Below are 19819 nucleotides of genomic sequence, written 5' to 3' on the forward strand. Positions count from 1 at the left end.
ATGGGCGTCATCGACGGGCTGCCCGCCGAACTCCGCGAGTGGCTGGACGAGTTCGACCAGGCGACCCTGACGATGTTCCGCCGCCTCGACACCACCCTTCACCCCCGGGACACCCACCGTTTCGTCGACGACACGCGCCTGAAGGAACTCTTCGCCGGGTGGGCCGAGGCCGAATGGCGGGCGACGGCGTTGTGGGCCCAGTTGATCACCCGGACCACCGATGGCAGCATCGCCGGCCAGACACCCCTCACCAGGCTGGCGCAGCGCAAGCTGCACTGGACCCCGCAGGAGCGGGAGCTGCTGTGGCGGACCACGCTCGGCCTTCCTGAGCCGCCACGGACCGACTACCTCTACCGCATCCCGATCGCCGCGATCAAACACCTCACAGCCGCCGAATGCGAGCCCCTCCTGCCCTATCTTCGCCAGGCCCAGCGGGAGATCGGCCAGTGTCCCCATTCGGCCGGATGGATGGCCAGACGCCGATTGGAAGACCTGCTGTCCGATTGGAAGACCTGCTGTCCGAGCACCCGACCGACGCCCCGGCCGACGCCGCGCGTTCCCTGCTGCCCGGCGGGCTGACCGCCTCCTGGGACTTCCATCTGGACGAGGACTCCTACGAACGCGACAGCGGCGTTCTGTCGGGGACGTCCGGCAAGATCCCCCCATGCTGTCTTCCTCCCCAGCCTCCTCCCCGGTTTCCTCTCCGGTCGCGGCATCCGACGGATCCCCGATGACCGGTGCCGCGGAGAGCTCCGCTCCGCGGCCCGACGCCGCGCGGCAGCGCGCGTTCGAGCTCGGCGCGCTGCTGCCTGCGGCCTACCGGAGCCAGTACATCGTGAAGTTCCACACGGCCGTGATGGAACAGGCCGGGAGAGAGCAGTCGCTGTTCACCCCGGAGACGTGCACGGAACTGTTCGACGTGATGGTGGAGGTGGCGGCGAGCCGGAAAACGGTGAACCCGTGCATCGCGACGGGCGCGCTGGCCCGCTGCCCCGCGGGGGCGCCGCTGGAGCGGCTGGCCGGTCCCGCCCGTGTCCTGGTGGAGTTCCTGCTGCGCGAGGAACGGCTGAGCCACCCCTTCGCGACGCTGGCGCTGGCCGGGCTCGCGGGACTGGACGCCGAGGTGGCCGAGCGGATCACCCGGGAGCTCGGGCCGATCGCGGTCGCCGAGGTGGAGCTGCTGCTCGGCTGGGGTGCGGAGCATCGGGCGCTGTTCGCCGATCCCATGCAGGACTCGACGTTCCGTCCGCTGGCACCCCTGCCCGACCTTCGGGGGCGACTCAGCGGCCTGCCCGGCTACCCGGCCTTCGCCCGGACCGCCGTCGAGGCCGCCGGGGCCCGCGTCGCCGCGATCCACGCCGGGGAGATCCCCTACCGGGCGGAGAAGGCGTTCGAGTCCTCTGAGAAAAAAACCATCGGGCGGGCCGTACGGCTGGCGCTCTTCCGGGACGAAGCCTGGCTGCCCGGACCGCTCGACCGGCTGGTGCGCGGGGTGGCGGTGGCGCCCACCTCGGCCAAGACGCTGCCCTCGCAGGGAGTGCTGTTCGAGGTCGCCCACGCGGCGGAGTCGCACCCGACCCCGGAGGCGGTCTCGGCGCTGCGCACCGCCCGGCGGATCACCCGGCACGCGGGCGTGACCAAGCAGCTGGACCGCATGCTCAAGCGGATCGAGCCGGTGCTGGCGGATCGCCTGGAGGTGGCCTTCCGGCTGCCCGACGGACGGGTGCGGCAGACGGTGGGCGAGCACACGGCGGTGATCTCGATCGAGGACGGGGTCGAGCTGTCGTGGTGGCACGGGGACAAGAAGCTCAAAACGGTCCCGGCGGCGGTCAGGCGGGAGCATCCGGACGAGGTCAAGCGGCTACGCGAGCAGGTCAAGCAGGTACGACAGCAACAGGCGACCCTGGCCAGGGCGCTGGAGACCGGATACGCGAGCGAGGACGGGCCGCCCTACCGGCAGCTGGAAGGCCGGCCGATCACCGACCGGCTGATCTGGGAGTTCGAGGTCTCCCCCGGCGTGTGGCGGAGCGAGCTGGGGATGAACGTGCCGGACGTGCCGGTGCGGCTGTGGCATCCGGCGCGCGTGCCGCCGGAGGAAGTGCGCGCCTGGCGGGAGGCGGTGCAGGACGAGGAGCTGCGCCAGCCGTTCAAGCAGGCCTTCCGCGAGGTCTACCTGCTCACCCCCGCCGAGGAGGAGACGCGGGACCACTCGAACCGGTTCGCCGGACACGTGGTCGGCTATCACAAGCTGTACGCGCTGTTCAAGCAGCGCGGCTGGGCGGCCGGCTACCTCGGGCCGTGGGACGGCGGCTGCAACGGGGAGGCCCGGCGGCTGCTGGCCGGAGGGCGGTGGCGGGCGACGTTCTTCCACGACCTGTACGACGAGGAACACGCGACCACCGGCCAGGTCCGGTTCCACCGGCCGACCGACGGCGGCTGGCTCCTGACGCCCCTGGCCGAGGTGCCGGCGCTGGTGTTCAGCGAGGCGATGCGGGACGTGGACCTGTTCATCGCGGTCACCTCGATCGGGGCCGACCCGGAGTGGCTCGACCGGGGGCCGGACGGGCTGCGGGACCACTGGCGGGCCGATTCGTTCGGGCCGCTCCGGTCCTCCGCCGAAGTGCGCCGCGACGCGCTGGCCCGGCTGCTGCCCCGCCTGGCCGTCGCCGACCGCTGCACCCTCACCGACCGCTTCCTCGTCGTCCGGGGCGACCTGCGCACCTACAAGATCCACCTGGGGTCGGGCAACATCCTGATGGAGCCCAACGACGCCTACCTGTGCGTCGTCCCCGGACGCGGCGGATCCGACCGGATCTTCCTGCCCTTCGAGGAAGACGGCGGCCTGCTGTCGGTCATCGTCTCCAAGGCCTTCCTGCTGGCCGCCGACACCGCCGTCACCGACCCCACCATCACCCGCCAGATCCATGGATGACCGGCCCGCCGGGGCGGGGAGCGGCGGGCGAGGGTTAAGTGTTCCCCAGGAATCCACCTTCCGGCAAGAAGGGGACCGGCCGTACGGGTAAGCGAACCGGTATGCGCTATCACGCTCTGGCCTGCGACTACGACGGGACGCTGGCCGCCGACGGCCGGATCGACGACGCCACCATGGCCGCCCTCGAACGCCTCGTGCGGTCGGGGCGGCGGCTGATCATGGTGACCGGCCGGGACATGGACGAGCTCACCTCGGTCTTCGACCGGCTCGACCTGTTCGAACGGATCGTCATCGAGAACGGGGCCGTCCTGTACGACCCGGTCCGGCAGGAGACCACCCCGCTGGCCGAGGCCCCGCCCGCGGAGTTCGCCGACAGCCTGCGGCGGGCCGGCGTGCGGCCGCTCACCGTCGGCGAGGTGATCGTCGCCACCCGGGAGCCGCACGACGGGACCGTCCTGGACACGATCCGCGACCTCGGCCTCGAACTCCAAGTGATCTTCAACAAGGGGGCGGTGATGGTCCTGCCGTCCGGCGTGAACAAAGCCACCGGCCTGGCCGCCGCCCTCGACGAGCTCGGCCTGTCACCGCACAACACCGTCGGCGTCGGCGACGCCGAGAACGACCACGCGTTCCTGTCCGCCTGCGAGTGCTCGGTGGCCGTCGCCAACGCCCTGCCCGCGGTCAAGGAGCGCTGCGACGTGGTGACCGGCCGGGCACGCGGGGCGGGCGTCACCGAGCTCATCGACCGGATCGTCGGCGACGACCTCGCCGGCGTCGATCCCGGCCGCCACCATCTCCCGCTCGGCACCGTGGAGGACGGGCGGCAGGTGCGGATCGCGCCGTACGGCACCCGCATGATGATCGCCGGTCCCTCCAACAGCGGCAAGTCCACCGCCGCCGCCGCCCTGCTGGAACGCGTCTCCAAGGCCGGGTACCAGTTCTGTCTGATCGACCCCGAGGGGGACTACACCGACGGGGTCGAGGACGCCATCGTGCTGGGCGACGCCCGGCGCGCGCCCACCGAGGAGGAGATCCTCCAGGTGCTCGAGAACCCGGCGCAGAGCGTCGTGGTCAACCTGCTGGGCGTGCCGTTGGACGACCGGCCGGGATTCTTCGAGGCGTTCCTGCCGCGCCTGTCGGCGGTGCGCGCCCGGCAGGGCCATCCCCACTGGCTGATCGTCGACGAGGCCCACCACATGCTGCCCCAGGGGTTCGGGACGGAGTCGGTGGAACTGCTGGGCCAGGTCGGGGGCCTGCTGCTGGTCACCGTCCATCCGTCCCTGGTCAGCGAACCGGTCCTGCGGGTCCTGAACACGGTCGTCGCGGTGGGGGAGAATCCCGCCGACGTCATGGAGACCTTCTCCGCCGCCGTCGGCCGGGACGAGGCCGTCTCGGACCTCCCCGGCGACCTGCCCACGGGAGAGTTCCTCCTGTGGCGGCTGTCCGGCCGGCCGGTCCGTGCCCGGCTGATACCGCCGGAGGGCGAACGCCAGCGGCACCGCCGCAAGTACGCGGCCGGCGAGCTGGGAGAAGAGAAGAGCTTCTACTTCCGCGGCCCCCACGAGGCGCTGAACCTGCGGGCCGGCAACCTGACGGCGTTCTGTCACATAGCGGACGGGGTCGACGACGACACCTGGGAGCACCACCTGCACCGGGGCGACTACTCGCGCTGGCTGGCCAGAGACGTCAAGGACGAGGAGCTGGCGGCCGAGGTGGCCGAGGTCGAGCGGGGAGACGGCGCGTCGGCCGCCGAGACCAGGCGCCGGGTGCGCGAGCTCATCGAGAACCGCTACACCGCCTCCGCCGAGCCGGGCGGCGGGCTGTGAGCCACGAGGCTCGAGCGCTCAGAGATAGCGCCACTGCGCGCAGATCTCCCTGAGCTCCTCGGGCACCTCCTCGGGTGAGGGCAGCGGTCGGCCCTGCACGACCGTGCCGCTGTGGATCTTCTCGCGCCAGTCGCCGATGCCCTTGACGAACCCGCCGTGGTCCTTGTCCCCGTATTCCAGCATTCCGGGCTCCCACTCGACGCCGAGGAACGCGCAGAGCCGCCGGAGCTCCGCCTCGGGGTCGGCGACCAGCGCCTCGTACCTGACGGTCGCGCCGCGCAGATGGGTGCGGGCCTCCTGCAGGTAGGTCATGTAGCTCAGCGTCCGCGGTACGGCCTCCTCCAGCGGGCGGTTCTCCGGGTCGCCCTCGTGCCACGACTGCATGATCGACGCCGGGTGCCGGAGCAGGAAGATGAAGCGGGCGTCTGGCCAGCAGGTCGAGACGCGCCGCCAGGCGAACACGTTGCTCGGCGTCTTCTCCACCAGGATCGGCTTGCCGCTGCGGGCCAGCTCGCGATGGAGCATGCGGTCCCACACGATGTGCTCGATGTCGCTGTGGGTGTGGCCGAGCAGTTCCATGGCCTGCCGCACCGGGTCGGTGGGCAGGCCGACGGTCATCCGCCGGAAGTGCGTCTCGATGGGCGAGTGGATCTGCGAGTGGCTGTTCAGCAGGACGCGCAGCAGCGTGGAGCCGGACCGGACGGACGACAGCAGGAAGACCGGCGCACGCAGCAGCCGGTCGTGCGCGGGGTCGACCGGCGGGCGCACCACGTCGCCGGGGAGCCGTACCGTCTCCGGCGGAGGAGGGGGCGGGACGGGACGGGGCGTCCGCGTGGCCCGCGTCAAGGTGTATCCCGTCAGTCCTCCGAGGGTGGCGTTGGCCCGGTACTTCCAGCTCATAGACGGCAAACGTAGAGAGGGCCGGTGAACCTGGAGTTAACCCAGGCTGGAAGGATCACCCGTCGACTGCGGGCGGCCGGGCGATCAGCGCATAGCGCTCATCGCTCACCAGAGCGGCCGTGACGTCCGCGAGCGTGCGCGAATACCGGGAATTCGAATCAAGCGTCGCCCGACCGGAAAACGCAATTCCGGAGTCGCGTCCGCGGATTCGATGGGCGCGCAAGAAAATCGCGCGGGCAGCGCCTCACCTCCTGCTCGACGGGGTGCAAGCACCACATGTTACCTACCGGTAACGAGAATTTCACCGTCTTCTAATTCTCAGTACCGGTTCGTACGCTGCCGCCACTGAAGCGCTGCGGCCCATGCCGTGCTCCGGACAGAGCGTCGACGGGCCGTCGTCACGCATGCCGCCGCCGCGCGTCACACCCCCCACCCGGACTCGCCCGAGGAGTGCGCATGGCGCGACGCCGCTCGACCCTGCCCATCCGCCTGTTGTCGGCCGTGACCGCCACGGTCCTGACCGGCGCGGCGGCGGTCACCCCCGCCGCCGCGGACTCCGCCGCCGTCCGGACCGCCGGCGCGCCCGTGGCCACGACCGGATTCCGGTTCGTCGACGTCCCCGGCGCCGATGTGACCCTCAAGGCCAACGTCATCGCCCCGTCCGCCGCAGGGCGGTACCCGGCCGTCATCCTCCCGTCCAGCTGGGGACTGAACGACCTGGAATACCTGGCCCAGGCCAAGGCCCTGGCCGCACGCGGCTACGTCGTCGTCTCGTACACGCCGCGCGGATGGTGGGCCTCCGGGGGCGAGATCGACACCGCCGGCCCCCGGGACATGGCCGACCTGTCCAGGATCATCGACTGGACGATCGCCAACACCGCCGCCGATCCCGCCCGCATCGGCGCGGCCGGCATCTCGTACGGGGCCGGCCTCAGTGTGCTCGGCTCGGCGTTCGACCCGCGCATCCGGGCCGTCGCCATGATGAGCGGCTGGACCGATCTGACCTACTCCCTCTACGGCGACTCCACCCGCCACCAGCAGTCGGCCGGGCTGCTCAAGCTCGCCGCCGACCTGCTGGGCAACGCCGGTCCGGAGCTGACCGGCAAGCTGGGCGACTTCGCCGCCAACCGCGACATCGCCGAAGTCAGCGCGTGGGCGAACGTCCGCTCCCCGGCCACCTACATCGACGCCATCAACGCCAACCGGCCCGCGGTGCTGATCGCGAACGCCTGGGGCGACTCGTTCTTCCCGCCCAACCAACTCCTGGACTTCTACGGCCGGCTGACGACCCCGAAGCGCCTGGAACTGCGGCCGGGCGATCACGCGATCGCCGAGTTCACCGGCGTGCTGGGGCTGGAGAACGACGTCTGGACCAGCATGTACCGCTGGTTCGACCAGCACCTGGCCGGCATCGACACCGGCGTCACCCGCGAGCCTCCGGTCCAGGTGAAGCCGCACAACGCCGCCATGGAGGGGTACGCGGACCAGGCGGCGCTCAGCTCCACCACCCGCCGCCACGGCCTGGGGCACATCCGCCGGCTGGACCGCACCGGCCTGCTCGGCGGGGATCCGAACTCCGGCTGGAGCAAGACCCTCCCGACCGACCTCGACACCAGGGCCAACGGCGGTCAGGTGCTCATCACCAACGGCGTCGCCGCGTTCACCGGCGAGCGGCCGAAGATCTGGCTGCCCACCGTGAACCGCGACCGCGCCGGAGTGTGGGCCTCGGAGCGGCCGTCCACGACGCAGCGGATCCGCGGCGTCCCGAAGCTCCACCTGAAGCTGACCGGCGCCGCGCCGCAGGGCACCGTCGTGGCCTACCTCTACGACCTCGACCCGCTCGGCAACGCCCGGCTGATCACCCACGCCCCCGCCAGCTGGCTGGACGGCGGAGGTGACCGCACCCTCGACCTCAACCTCTCGGCGACCGCCTACGACCTGCCCGCCGGCCACTCCCTGACCCTCGTCGTCGACACCGTCGACCCGCTGTACTACGACGAGAACGCGCCGGACGGCTCGATAACGATCAGCGGCGGGTCCTACCTGGACATCCCGCTGAAGTAGGCGTTCACCCCAGCCGCCGTACGGCCCCCCGGCCTCCCCGGGGAGCCGTGCGGCGTGCCGGGCCCCGGCGACCTAGGCGGTCACCCCGCCGACCGCCCCGCGGACATCCGCGCCGGGCGCGGGCACCCCGCAGCGGAACAGGCCGTCCAGCACCAGCTCGATCGACCGGCAGGCGGCCTCCTGGGCGGCGACGAGGTCCTCGCCGCCCTGCAGGATGCCCTCCACCATGCCGAACAGCAGCTCCAGGTCGCGCGCGTGAAAGTCGCCGCGCACCTCGCGACGCTCCTGGGCGCGCCGCAACGGCCCGGCCAGCGCGGTGACGATCCTGCGCTTGTGCCGTTCCCGCGTCCCGGCGTCCAGGCGGTGCGTGAGCGCCACCAGTGAGCGCATCGTCACCTGCGCGCGCAGCACCTCCCGGAGCAGGTCCCGGAAGGCCACCGGATGGTCGGGATCGCCGGCGCAGGCTTCCAGCCGTGATATCTCGTACGCGATCACCGCGTCGGCGAGCGCGTTGCGGTCCGGGAAATGGCGGTACAGCGTGGCCTGACCGACGCCTGCCCGGCGGGCGATCTCCGGCATCACACCCAGCGACCGCGGATCGGACATCATGCTCACCGCGGCCTGGATGATCGCCAACCGATTCCGCTGAGCGTCCTGGCGACGCGGCCCCTGCCCACCGTAAGGCATTGCCTAGCTCCTTACCCGCCGATGTTACCGACAGGTAGCGATGATCTCACCGGCGCCGGAGCCTGGCTAGCGTCCGCCCTTCCCGGCGGTACGGCTCGCGGCCGGGGCGAGCCCGGCTCCCGGGAGATCCGGCCGCTCAGAAGAGGGTCAGCGGCTCGACCGGCATCGGCTCGGGGAGCGGCTCGACCCCGGGCAGCCCGGCCCGCACCTCGTCGTGGAAACGGCGGGCGAGCACGAGCGCCTCGGCGTTGTCGGGGGTGTGGATGAACACGGTCGGCGAACGGCCCTCACGCAGCCACTCGGTGACCGTGCCGATCCAGTGCCGCCAGCCCTCGACCGTGCGCGTCGCGTCGTCCCGGCCGATGTAGCGGATGATCGGGCGATCGGTGAGGGCGGGCGCCCGGCGGGGAAGGCGCGGTTTCTTCGTCCACGCCTCCCGTTCGGCGTCCGTGACCGGAGGGCTCTGGAAGAGGGCGACGGTGTCGAACGGGACCCATTCGGCGCCGACCCCGGCGAGGACCCTCTCGAGGAGCTGCGCCGATCGCGGGTCGTCGAAGAAGGCGCGGTGACGGACCTCGACGGCGTACCGGTAGGAGCCGGGGAGCCGGCGCAGGAAGGCCGCCAGGACCCCCAGGTCGGCCGGGGAGAACGATCCCGGCAGCTGCGCCCAGAGGGCGTGGACCCGCGGGCCGAGCGGCTCGACGGCCTCCAGGAACGACCGCACCTGCTCGTCGACGCCGGTGAGACGGCCCTCGTGGGTGACCGACCTGGGCAGCTTGAGCACGAACCGGAAATCGGGGCCGGTCTGCCGCGCCCACGACTCCACGGTGTCCCTCGCCGGTGTCGCGTAGAACGTCGTGTTCCCCTCGACCGCGTTGCACCAGGTCGCGTAGGAGCGCAGGCGCTCCCCGGGAGGGAGCGGATGGGGCAGGAAGCGGCCCTGCCACGGCTTGTGCGTCCACATCGCGCATCCCACATGAAGTCGCATGGACTCGACGCTAGCGGAGAGAAAGCCGTGATCTCCCCCGCGCTCCTCCCGCGGCGCCCGTCCGGCGGCAGGCCGACGCCGTCGTCCCGCACGACCAGCGACAGCTGCCCGCCGGCGGCCGGGACCCGGCGCGGTCATGCGAAGGCCGGGCCGTGGTCCCCCTCCAGCAGCGGGGCCAGCGCCCCGCGCAGATCCGCGACCTCGCGGTAGAGCACACCGGTCATGCCGAGCGCGCGGGCCGCCTCGACGTTCTCCCGGCGATCGTCGACGAACAGGCACCGTACGGCGTCCGCCCCCGCCCGCCCGGCCGCGATCTCGTAGATCCGCCGCTCCGGCTTGGCCGCCCCGACCCGGGCGCTGCTCACGACCTCGTCGAAGAAGTGGGCCAGCCCCAGTGCCTGGAGATCGTCTTCGAGCTGGACCGTCGCGTTGGTCACCAGCACCACCGGCACCCGCGCCCGAGCCCGCCGCAGCAGGGCCAGGACCTCCTTGTCCAGCAAGGCGCGGGCCTCGGCGAACGCCCTCCCCAGGGTCCGGGCCCGCTCGGTCTCCCCGAGCAGGTGCTCCAGCTCGGCGACGATCGAGGCCACCCACTCGCGAGTCGTGATCTGCCCGCGAGCCACGGGAACCAGCCGTTCGGGCGCCATCGCGATCTTCATCGTCGTTCCCTCGGCCAGGCCCCAGGCGCGTTCGAGGCCGATCATCTCGCCGGGGTCGTGGTGACGGATCACGCCGTCGAAGTCGCACAGCACCGCGTCGTAGGGCAGACGCCCGTCACCGCTCATACTCGTCGCTCCCGTGGGCGGGTCCGGCGGTCAGCCGGATGATGTGGGGCCGGGCCGCCGGATGGGGCGACATCCCACCGGCCACGCGTCGGCAGCGTATCGCCCATGATCTCGACGCCGCCACACGGACCCGTTCGCCCGCCCGACCCCGCCCGCCTGACACCGCCCGATCGACGCCACCCGCCCGGCCGGTGTCACGCGCCCGGTCAGCGCCCGAGGCCGGGGAGCGGGACGGGCAGCTGGGGAAGCAGCGCCATCGGCTCGCGGTTCAGCGCGGGGTCGCCGAAGTTGAGGACGGAGTGGGCGGGCGGGGCCTTGACCCTGACCCGGGCGCCCCAGCCGCTGAACCTCGTGGTGCTGGTGAAGACCGTGTGCAACCGCTCCCAGCCGGGTATGCCGGGCGCGTCCCATGTGTCGGCGTACGACACCACGAGCTTGCGCGTGTTCCGCTCGGCGTCCTGCCACAGCCTCCACCCGATGACCATCCTGCCCTCCGGGCCGCGCGGCCTCTCCCCCCGCGTCATGCGGTAGGTCCGCGAGATCCCGTACAGCCGGCGGGCCGTGATGGTGCCCCGGTAGAGGGTGGTGGGGACGCCGCCCACCGTCCCGCCCGGCCGCTCCCGCCGCGTGGTGGCCAGCAGTCCCCTGAGCGTGGCGGGCTCCAGAACGTTGACCATCTGGAGGGAGAGCACACCGGGGTTCTCCATCTGGAACCACGCCGTACGGCGGGGCCGGGAGAGCAGCAGGCCCTTCATGCCGATGTACATCACCCTGCGCAACATGATGAACTTCACCGGCCTGTTCACCTCCCGGATCTCCGCGGGAAGGGTCCGAGGATCGATCCTGTAGGTCATCCGGGAGGCTTTCACACCCGAGCGGCCGAACCGGTAGGCGCCGATCAGGCGGTACCTGTCCGTTTCGAACCTCCGGCCGTCGAAGAAGGACCGGACGGCGACCCTCTCCCTGAATCTGACGCCGTGACCGGCGACGAACCGGTCTTTGAGCGCGGCCACCGGTCCGGACGGGTCAGGACGTGCCTGCGCGAGAGCGGCCGGCGCGGACATGGACGCAGGCACGGAAACAGCTGGCGGCGCGGAAACGGGTGCCGGCACGGAGGCGTGAGTCGGCGCGGGGGCGAGCCCCGTCGCGGCGGCCGTGGCGGTCGCGGTGGCGATCCACCGCTTCATGAACGTTCTCCCATGGGGTCCCTCTTCCCCATGGAGATCAAACCGACTGGCCGCATCGGTTCTGGAACCCGCAAACATGGGCCGGGGCTCCGCCGCATCCGCGCGGATTCTCCCCTTCCGGGTGCTCTGCGAACCGGTCCGAGGAGAAACCGAATCGGTCTGGATCTACGGATTTGTTAGGGTGCCCGGATGCCTTCTCAGCGCACCCTGCTGCCGCGCTCCGCACCGGCCGCCTCGGGGATGTCGTCCCGTTCGATCACCGCGCTGCTGGACCGGCTCGACGCACGATCCGTCGAGTGCCACTCGATCATGATCGTACGCCGCGGTCACGTCGTCGCCGAGGGCTGGTGGGCGCCGTACTCGGCCGAACGCCCGCACCTCCTCTACTCGCTGACCAAGTCGTTCACCTCGGTCGCCGTGGGGCTCGCGATCGCCGACGGGCTGCTCTCGCTGGACGATCGGGTGGTGGAGGTGCTGCCCGACCACGTTCCGGCCGGCGTCTCGGAGCAGGGACGCCGCCTCACCGTTCACCACCTGCTGTCCATGACGGCCGGACACCGCACGGACAGCCTCGCCGAGGCCTGGCGGCTGGAACCGGGCGACCTGGTGAAGGGCTTCCTGCGCGTACCGTTCGCCCAGGCCGAGGGAACCCGGCACACCTACGACAACTCGACCACCTTCGTCCTGGCCCGGATGGTGGAACGGGTCACCGGCCGCGGCCTCCCGGAGCTGCTCGACGAGCGCCTCTTCAAGCCGATGGGCGTCGACCACGCCGAATGGGACCGGGTGGCGAGCGGTGCCGCCTTCGGATTCCACGGGCTGCACCTCACGACCGAGGCCGTCGCCGCCTTCGGCGAACTGCTGCTGCGCGGCGGCCTCTGGGGCGACCGGCGGCTCGTCCCGCGCGAATGGGTGGAGCTCGCCACCAGACGGCACGTCGACACCCTGCCGTCCGAGGACGGATCGGGGGACGCCGACTACCTCTGCGGGTACGGCTACCAGTTCTGGATGTCGCGTCACGGTTACCACGGTGACGGCTCCTTCGGCCAGCAATGCGTGGTCCTCCCCTCGCACGATCTCGTGGTCGCCGTGACCGGCGCCCATACGCAGGCGCAGACGGTGCTGGACGCGATATGGGAGTGCCTGCTGCCCGGCCTGGACCACGCGGGAAGCGCCCGGGACGACGAGATCCTCGCCGAGCGGCTGCGGCGGCTGTCATTCGCGCCGGTGCCGGGTTCGGCCGGCCCGGAGCGTTCCGTCAAGGCGAGACTCGACGCCTCCGCCGAGGATTCGGCTCTCCCCGACGGGACCACGGTGATCGTCGATCCCGTGGACGGCGGGTGGCTCCTGCGATTCGGGTCGTTCCCCGACGTCGAGGCCGGCCACGGCGAATGGCGGGAGAGCTCGCCGCTCGGCCGTCCCGTCGTCGCGGCCGGCGCCTGGCGGGGCGGCACGTTCGTCGCCGAGCTCTACCTCATCACCACCCCGCACCGGGTCCGGCTGGTGGTCGACGCCGAGGCGGGGACGGCGGTGGCGACGTGGAACACCGTGCCCCTGACCGGCCCCGGTCTGGCGTCGCATCTGCGGTCGCCGCTGATGACACGGCCCGACGTCGCGTAGGCGGCGGTGATCCACCCGTTCACCGGGCCGCAGCCCATGTCCCTATGCCCGAAGGCCGTCGATACTGAAGACACGGATGTCGTCCGTGGATCATCGCGCCCGCCGCCGGCGTGGTCCCCGTAGCGATGGGCCGGCCGGGCGCGGTGGTCTCCCCCGACACCCGGGCCTGGCCTTCCGCCCCCTGGCGGAGGGCTGCCACCCGTCAGCGGAACAGGGCATCCACAAGGAGGTACCCGTGATGGAAGCCAAGGCGTGGAACGTGGAGATCTCCATCGCCGAGGACGACGACGACACTGTCACCACGGCCAGGGCCGTTCTGTCCACACCGAACGGCAGGCGGCACGAGAGTGTCGGGCGCGCCCGGCGCAACCCCGGCGACCGGCCGGTCCCGGAGATCGGCGACGAGCTGGCCGCCGGGCGGGCGCTGGCCGATCTGGCGTCCAAGCTGCTCGGCGACGGCGCCAACGACATCGCCCAGTTCACCGGCCCGGCCTCCGGACGCGCCGGCGTCTGAGCCGGAGGCCGCGCCCCGAGCCGCGTCGGCGGCGGATCTCCGCCGTCCGGGCGGCCTTCGCGGAGCGATCACTCCGTGAAGGCCGCCCGGTCCCGGCCGGTGCGCCGCCCGCGGTCGTCTCAGCGGCCGGGCCGTACGACCGTCACCGGGCAGTGCGCGCGGTTCGGCATCTCCCGGGCGACCGAACCCGGCGGCAGGCCGGTGGATCCGCCGAGTCCGTGACTGCCGAGCACGATCCGCGCGGCCGTCTCCGTCTCCCTGCGCAACGCCTCCATGACGTCGCCGGAGAGCAGTCCGGTGTCCACCTCGACGTCCGCGCGGCGCTCGCGGGCGAGTTCGGCGGCCCGCCTCAGCAGCAGCCCGCCGAACTCGCGGGCCCGCTCGGCGTCCGGGACGCCGTCCGGATCACGAGGGCGCAGCACGACTCCGGAGCGGGGCAGCTCCACCACGTGGACGATGCGCAACGGGCGGCCGTGGCGGGCGGCGGCGTCGACCGCCCACTCCACCGCGGCCAGCGCCGCCCGGGATCCGTCCACCCCCACCACGATCGGTCCGGACATGCCGTTCCTCCCATCGGATTCCGGTGGCCCGCTCCCCCGGCCGCCCGCCCCGCCGCTCACTCCGCGAGCAGGCGGCGGAGGGACGCCTTCACGGCCGCGACGAAGTCCTCGCGCGTCCCGGAAGGCAGCAGGTCCAGGGAGAGATAGGGATTGAGGTCCTCCAGCTCGACCAGGAGCAGCTCGCCGCCGGGCGCGCGGCAGGCGTCGACGCGCTGGATGCCGTACTCGATGGTGTTCCAGTCGACGAAGCGCCGCGCGAAGGCCAGGTCGGCCGCTGTCGGCTCGTACGGTTCCAGGACCCAGCGCCGGTCGGGCCGGGGCGCGTACAGGGCGTACTGGAAGGCGTGGTCGACGAAGTAGAACGAGACCTCGTACCGGAAGTCGACGCGCGGCTGGACGAGCACGTCGTCGAAGGTCACGTGCTCCAGCCCGTCCCGGGGGACGACCGTCAGGCCGATGGAGTCGGCGCCGAGCATGGGCTTGACGACGTATTCGTCCGTTTCCGGAAGGCGGCCGAGGTCCTCGCGGCGGCCGACGGTCGGGATCACCGGGTAGCCGGCGGCGCTCAGGTCGAGGAGGTACCGTTTGCCCGCCATGTCGCCCTTGCCGGTCAGCTGGTTGTAGACGCGCACGCCGTCCTTGAGCGCCCGGGCGCGGAAGTCGTCGTATCCGGCCCGATAGTGCAGGACCGGGCCGCTGTTGCGCACCACGACCGCCTCGAAGGCGTCCATCAGCCCGGCCGCCTCCAGCGGGTGGCACAGGGCGAGGTCGAAGTCCTCCCGGAGGCGGGAGGTCAGGAAGATGTCCTCGTCGCAGTAACGGCGCCCCCGGGCCTCGTAGGCCAGGTCGGTGACGAACAGGACGCGGGGCCGGGCGGATGACATGTCGCTCCTGGTGGGTCGGGCTCAGCGCAAACTACCCTCCCACCCGGCGCTGCGCGACGGCACCGCCGAAGGCGGGGGCGGTGAACCGGCGGCGCCCGGCGGGAGCGCCGTCCGCTCCGCGGACCGTGCTCACGGACCGACGAGAAGCCGCCGCCCGATCTCCGGGGGCACCGGATAGACCCGTTCCGGAGGCAGCAGCCGCTGGGCCTTCGCCGCCTGCCCGCCCTGCGCCAGGCTCGCGATCTTCCGGACCCGGGGAGTGAGGTCGGCCAGGTCGGCGATCCACTCATCCGCGAACGTGCGGATGAGCCCGCGGCCGATGCCCACCTGGATGCTGTAGTGGTTGAGCGCCGCCCCGCGCAGCGAGCGCTCGGGGTCCCACTGGACGTGCACCGCCGCGCGGCCGACCGTCGAAGGGTCGGCGGTCGTCAGCACCGCCCGGGAAAGGGCCTCGTGCCATCCCTCCCGGGTGATCCGCACCATCAGGATGCGTTCCTGCCCGGCCTTCTGTCCCCAGTTGCTGCGGTGCATGAGCCACAGGAACGAGGGCTTGATCCACGTCATCCGGTTGAACGAGAAGGGCGGCACGAACCGCTTGGCGCGCAGGGCCGGATCGGCCACGGAGGCCGGATACGCCTGGTAGACCACGATCGTCTCAGCGTCGTAGTCGGCACGGACCTGGTACTGGGATGACACTCCGAGCACCCTGCCACCCGCCCGTTCCCCGCCGCAAAGCCTTTTCCCGCCGGGGTGGGACGGGGCGCGCGTGGAGCCCCGGCCCGATGTGAGCCGGCGGACCTCGGACCTTCCCACAGGATGCATACTCGCATCATCCAGATGTTGATATCATCTGGATGATGTCATCCTTGGAAAGACGCGGCGGAGGAAGGGGCAGTGATGGCCAGGTTGACCCGGGCGCAGCAGCAGGAGCGCACCCGAGCGGCTGTCCTGGCCGCCGCGCGGGAAGAGTTCGCCGAGCACGGATACGCCGACGCCAAGGTCGACCGGATCGCGGAGCGCGCCGAGCTGACCAGGGGCGCGGTCTACTCGAACTTCCCGGGTAAGCGGGCGCTCTACCTGGCGGTCCTGGTCGACTCGGTCGAGCACGCGGACGCGGCCGGGACGCCGTCGTCACCCGGCCCGGCCGAGGCGCCCCCGCCGTCCGGCCTGGCCGAGGCGATGGGCGCGTTCGCCCGCGTCTGGCTGGAGCGGCTGCCGTTGACCGGCGACACACCCGCCGGCGGGAGGCTGCAGTCGCGCTCACTGACCGGATTGTTCGACGACGAGCCGGGCCGTACCGCGCTGGCGCAGGTCACCGCGCTGGAGGGATTGCTGCTGGCCCTGGCGCTGGAGTCGCACGCGCCGTACGGCGCGGGGCGGACGCGGCTGGTGCGCCTGGCCGAGCTGGCCCTCACGCTACTGGCCGGGGCCGGTCATCTGGCCGACGCGGCGCCGGGGTTCGGCGATCCCTTCGACGTGGCGCGCGCCTGCCGGCACCTGGCCGATCTCGACCTCGCCGACGCGTGGGACCCTCCGTACCTGCCCTACGTCACCGCCGCGCACCTCGTCCGGGAGCCCTGGGAGCCGCCCCCGGGACTGCCGGACCTGATCACCGGCCGCCGGGCCGGGTTCGAGGCCGACGGAGTGATCGCGATCCTCGGGACCGGCCGGCTGGAGGCCGCGGAGGAGGCCGTCCGCGCCGCCCGACCGGGTGACCGGGTCACCGTGGCCGTGGTGACGGGCGACCCGGCCGAGATCGGACGCCTCCTGCGGCTGCGGATCGGCGACCTCGCCGGATGCCTGCGACGCGCGTTCGCCCCGGAGGCCCGGCCGCGCCTGCGCCTCGTCCTCGACGACGGCGCCGCCGTGGCGTCGGCCGCCGGAATCCCGGATCCGGGCGACGCCACCGAGGCCGCGGTGCGCATCCGGGCGGGCACGATCCTCTCCCGGGCCCGCGGACGGGGAGCCGCCCACGCCGCGGCGACCGCGGACGACTCGCCGGCGGACGGTCCGGCCACGGACGGCTCACCCACGGGCGGCTCACCCGCCACGTGGCCCGGCGGGGCCGGTGAATGACCCGCGTCGCCCGGCCCGCCCCGGCATCGAGACAAGACCCGTGAACGGGTGGAAAGGCCTGCCGACATGGTGAGATCACCCCATTCGACGAGCGACGACCTGCTGGTGCTCCACACCCTCCGCAGCATCGGATACGCCGACCTCGCCCGCGTGTCCGCAGCGGCGGGGCTCACCGAGTCCGACACGGAATCCGCGCTGATCGATCTCGCGGTGGCCGGCCTCGTCAGGCGTGATCCCGGCGGCTTCGGCGCGTGGGGGCTGACCGGGGCCGGCCGCGCCGCGGACGCCGAGCGGATCCGCGACGAGCTCGACACGGCCGCCGCCCGGCCCGCGGTGACCAGGGCGTACGAGGAGTTCCTCGTGCTCAACCCGGAGATGCTCGATCTCTGTACGGCATGGCAGCTGCGAGCCGGCGACGGCGTCATGACGCCGAACGACCACACCGATCCCGCCTACGACTCCCGGGTCCTGGAGCGGCTCGCGGATTTCCACCGGCGTGCCGACGCCGTCTGCGCGGACCTGTCCGCGGCGCTGCTCCGGTTCCGGAGATACCGGGTCCGGCTCGCCGACGCGCTCGCCCGGGCCCGGGCCGGTGAGACGGAGTACGTGACGGACGATCTCGACTCCTACCACATCGTGTGGTTCCAGCTCCACGAAGACCTGCTGGCCACCCTCGGCATCCCGCGACACTGAGCCGCCGCCATGACCTGGATCCACCCTCTCTCGGCGGAGACCGAGGAGACGCCGGGCGTCCTCGGCGGCAAGGGGCACGGCCTCGTCGTGCTGCGACGCCTCGGACTGCCGGTTCCTCCCGGGTTCGTCATCGGCACCGGGGCCTGCCGCGCCTTCCTGCGTGACGGGCGCTTCCCCGACGGCCTCGACGCCGAGCTGACGGCGGCCGTCTCCGCCCTGGAAGCCGCCACGGGGCGGCGTTTCGGCGGGCGCGAGCGGCCGCTGGCGCTGGCCGTCCGCTCGGGCGGCAGCGTGTCGATGCCCGGCATGATGAACACGATCCTCAACCTCGGCCTGACCGCCGAGGCCGCGGCGGGGCTGGCGGCCGAGACGGGCGACGCGCGGTTCGCGCTCGACTCGCGCCTGCGGTTCCTGTCCGGCTTCGCCTCCGCGGTCGCCGGGGAACCGGTCCCGGACGACGCGATGCGACAGCTCGAGCTGGCCGTCGGGGCCGTGTTCTCCTCGTGGGACACGCCGCGCGCCACGACCTACCGCGAGCTGCACGGCATCCCGCACGAGCTCGGCACGGCCGTCACCGTGCAGGCCATGGTGTTCGGCAACCGCGACGACCGCAGCGGCGCCGGCGTCGCGTTCAGCCGCGACCCCAACACCGGTGAGCGCGTCCCGTTCGGCGACGTCCTGTTCGGCCGCCAGGGTGAGGACGTCGTCTCCGGCGGGTCGGCGACGCGGCCCCTGGCCGAGCTGGCCGGGCGGGAACCCGCGGTGTGGGCCGGTCTCCTGGAGGCGATGGACCGGATCGAGGGGCACTGCCGCGACGCGTGCCAGGTGGAGTTCACCTTCGAGGCGGGCGCGCTGTGGCTCCTGCAGGTACGGCCCGGCGGCCTCGTCGGACGCGCCGCCGTCCGCGTCGCCGTCGACCTGGCCGACGAGGACCTCATCAGCCGCCGCGAGGCACTGCTCCGGGTCTCCCCGCGTCATCTCCGGCACGCCAGCACGCCCAGGATAGAGATCACCGGCACGCTCGACGTCCTCACCCGGGGACTGGGGGCCTGTCCGGGGGTCGCGGCCGGCAGGGTGGCGACCACCGCCGAGCGGGCGGCCCGGATGGCGGCCGACGGCCCGGTCATCCTGGTGCGCCCGCAGACCTCGCCGCTCGACATGCACGGCCTGGCCGCCGCGGCGGGAGTCGTCACCGCCCTCGGCGGTCCGGCCAGTCACGCCGCCGTCGTCGCACGGGCGATGGGGAAACCCGCCGTCGTGGGCGCCGCGGGCCTCGTCGTCGACGTGGCCGCCGCCACCGTGCGAGCCGGAGGACGCACCGTCCCGGAGGGCACGTTCCTGACCATCGACGGGACCGGCGGAGAGATCGTCGTCGGCAGTCCCCGCGTCGTCACGGCGCCGGCCGACGTCCACCTGCACCGCCTGCTCGAATGGGCCGACGAGGTCACGGGCGGCGGTGACGGCGCGGGACACGACGACGCGGAACGCCTCGCGGCGGCCCGCGCCGTCCTGCTGAACGCCTAGCCGGACAGATCCGGCGTCCTCGATCGGGACGGTGGAGCGGACCGGCTCATCGGCGGAGCCGCCCGGCGGGGCGTGACGGCCTGCGGCTGCCGTCCGCACGGCGGTCAGGCGACGTGTCCCAGCACCAGGGCCGCGATCACCGGGCCCATGTACAGCAGGGGGAAGACGACGGTCGAGTACGAGCGCGCCCGGAGCACGGTGATGACGGCTCCGGCGAAGTACAGGATCAGGCAGATCCCTGCCAGAACGCCGATGGCCGGCACGAGCAGACCGACGAGCAGGCCTGCGGCCCCCGCCGCCTTGGCCGCGCCGAGCCAGGTCCACCACGATCGGGGAACCCCGTAGTCCGTCAGCGGCTTCACCACCCACTCGGCGCGGCGGAGGAGGGAGAAGGCCGAGAAACCCACCCAGAGGGCGGCCAGGACGGTGACGACTGTGGCGGTGGTGGACATGGGGACGCTCCCTAGCTCTTGCTTCCTTGTGCCACCGATCCTGCGAGTCGTGGTTGATATCTCCGCGATGCGCTCGCTATGCGCGGCCTTACCGATCTCGCCATATCCACCCGCCGGTTCGAGGCGG

At 72.4% G+C, this 19819-nt stretch carries 18 protein-coding genes; 9 read left to right on the forward strand and 9 right to left on the reverse strand.

Translation table 11 applies throughout. The annotated features are described in order from the left end of the window. The 3 genes from Plo01_RS38640 (at position 1) to Plo01_RS38650 (ending at position 4758) form a co-directional block, all read left to right on the forward strand. On the forward strand, positions 1-579 hold the full coding sequence (locus Plo01_RS38640) for a hypothetical protein (protein WP_203895767.1): 579 nt from the start codon (positions 1-3) through the stop codon (positions 577-579). Between the two features lie 151 nt (positions 580-730). After that, entirely contained in the window at positions 731-2932 is a 2202-nt protein-coding gene (locus Plo01_RS38645; RefSeq protein WP_203895768.1) for a DUF4132 domain-containing protein, read from the forward strand. Between the two features lie 101 nt (positions 2933-3033). After that, entirely contained in the window at positions 3034-4758 is a 1725-nt protein-coding gene (locus Plo01_RS38650; protein WP_203895769.1) for an HAD-IIB family hydrolase, read from the forward strand. 18 nt (positions 4759-4776) lie between these two features. Here Plo01_RS38650 and Plo01_RS38655 read toward each other — a convergent pair whose 3' ends face one another. Next, a complete protein-coding gene (locus tag Plo01_RS38655; RefSeq protein ID WP_203895770.1) occupies positions 4777-5658 on the reverse strand; it encodes a sulfotransferase family protein in 882 nt (293 codons plus the stop codon). A 456-nt stretch (positions 5659-6114) separates the two neighbouring features. Here Plo01_RS38655 and Plo01_RS38660 point away from each other — a divergent pair, with 456 nt between their 5' ends. Beyond that, entirely contained in the window at positions 6115-7722 is a 1608-nt protein-coding gene (locus Plo01_RS38660; protein ID WP_203895771.1) for a CocE/NonD family hydrolase, read from the forward strand. Between the two features lie 72 nt (positions 7723-7794). Here the strand turns inward: Plo01_RS38660 and Plo01_RS38665 are convergent, their stop codons facing one another. From Plo01_RS38665 to Plo01_RS38680, 4 genes are all read right to left on the reverse strand, one after another. Further along, the gene (locus Plo01_RS38665) at positions 7795-8358 is read right to left on the reverse strand and encodes a TetR/AcrR family transcriptional regulator (protein WP_203895772.1); all 564 of its coding nucleotides are present in this window, start codon (positions 8356-8358) and stop codon (positions 7795-7797) included. Positions 8359-8545: 187 nt separating this feature from the next. Beyond that, a complete protein-coding gene (locus Plo01_RS38670; protein ID WP_239317895.1) occupies positions 8546-9397 on the reverse strand; it encodes a DUF72 domain-containing protein in 852 nt (283 codons plus the stop codon). Between the two features lie 134 nt (positions 9398-9531). Further along, positions 9532-10182, reverse strand: a complete 651-nt coding sequence (locus Plo01_RS38675) for an HAD family hydrolase (RefSeq protein ID WP_203895773.1) — start codon at positions 10180-10182, stop codon at positions 9532-9534. A gap of 206 nt (positions 10183-10388) precedes the next feature. Beyond that, entirely contained in the window at positions 10389-10976 is a 588-nt protein-coding gene (locus Plo01_RS38680) for a hypothetical protein (protein ID WP_203895774.1), read from the reverse strand. A 582-nt stretch (positions 10977-11558) separates the two neighbouring features. Between Plo01_RS38680 and Plo01_RS38685 the strand changes: the two genes are divergently transcribed. Together Plo01_RS38685 and Plo01_RS38690 are read left to right on the forward strand one after the other, a co-directional pair. After that, entirely contained in the window at positions 11559-12989 is a 1431-nt protein-coding gene (locus Plo01_RS38685) for a serine hydrolase domain-containing protein (protein WP_203895775.1), read from the forward strand. Between the two features lie 238 nt (positions 12990-13227). Then, a complete protein-coding gene (locus tag Plo01_RS38690) occupies positions 13228-13503 on the forward strand; it encodes a DUF1876 domain-containing protein (protein ID WP_203895786.1) in 276 nt (91 codons plus the stop codon). Between the two features lie 119 nt (positions 13504-13622). On the opposite strand, the gene Plo01_RS38695 is transcribed toward Plo01_RS38690, so the two are convergent. From Plo01_RS38695 to Plo01_RS38705, 3 genes are all read right to left on the reverse strand, one after another. Further along, on the reverse strand, positions 13623-14063 hold the full coding sequence (locus tag Plo01_RS38695; RefSeq protein ID WP_203895776.1) for a universal stress protein: 441 nt from the start codon (positions 14061-14063) through the stop codon (positions 13623-13625). 56 nt (positions 14064-14119) lie between these two features. Then, positions 14120-14947 carry an ATP-grasp domain-containing protein gene (locus tag Plo01_RS38700; protein WP_203895777.1) on the reverse strand — a complete coding sequence of 276 codons (828 nt, stop codon included), beginning with the start codon at positions 14945-14947 and terminating at the stop codon, positions 14120-14122. Between the two features lie 129 nt (positions 14948-15076). Then, entirely contained in the window at positions 15077-15643 is a 567-nt protein-coding gene (locus tag Plo01_RS38705) for a DUF4291 domain-containing protein (RefSeq protein WP_203895778.1), read from the reverse strand. A 201-nt stretch (positions 15644-15844) separates the two neighbouring features. Here Plo01_RS38705 and Plo01_RS38710 point away from each other — a divergent pair, with 201 nt between their 5' ends. From Plo01_RS38710 to Plo01_RS38720, 3 genes are all read left to right on the forward strand, one after another. Next, the gene (locus Plo01_RS38710; protein WP_203895779.1) at positions 15845-17023 is read left to right on the forward strand and encodes a TetR/AcrR family transcriptional regulator; all 1179 of its coding nucleotides are present in this window, start codon (positions 15845-15847) and stop codon (positions 17021-17023) included. A 66-nt stretch (positions 17024-17089) separates the two neighbouring features. Beyond that, positions 17090-17716 (forward strand): transcriptional regulator, encoded by a 627-nt coding sequence (locus tag Plo01_RS38715; protein ID WP_203895780.1) that lies wholly within the window; start codon positions 17090-17092, stop codon positions 17714-17716. A 9-nt stretch (positions 17717-17725) separates the two neighbouring features. Then, positions 17726-19240: a pyruvate, phosphate dikinase gene (locus Plo01_RS38720; RefSeq protein WP_203895781.1), complete on the forward strand. Its 1515-nt coding sequence runs from the start codon at positions 17726-17728 to the stop codon at positions 19238-19240. Between the two features lie 104 nt (positions 19241-19344). On the opposite strand, the gene Plo01_RS38725 is transcribed toward Plo01_RS38720, so the two are convergent. Next, positions 19345-19692, reverse strand: a complete 348-nt coding sequence (locus tag Plo01_RS38725; RefSeq protein WP_203895782.1) for a DoxX family protein — start codon at positions 19690-19692, stop codon at positions 19345-19347. Positions 19693-19819 lie beyond the last annotated feature (127 nt).

Origin of the sequence: Planobispora longispora (assembly GCF_016863135.1) — a bacterium.
GTDB classification, from domain to species: Bacteria; Actinomycetota; Actinomycetes; order Streptosporangiales; family Streptosporangiaceae; genus Planobispora; species Planobispora longispora.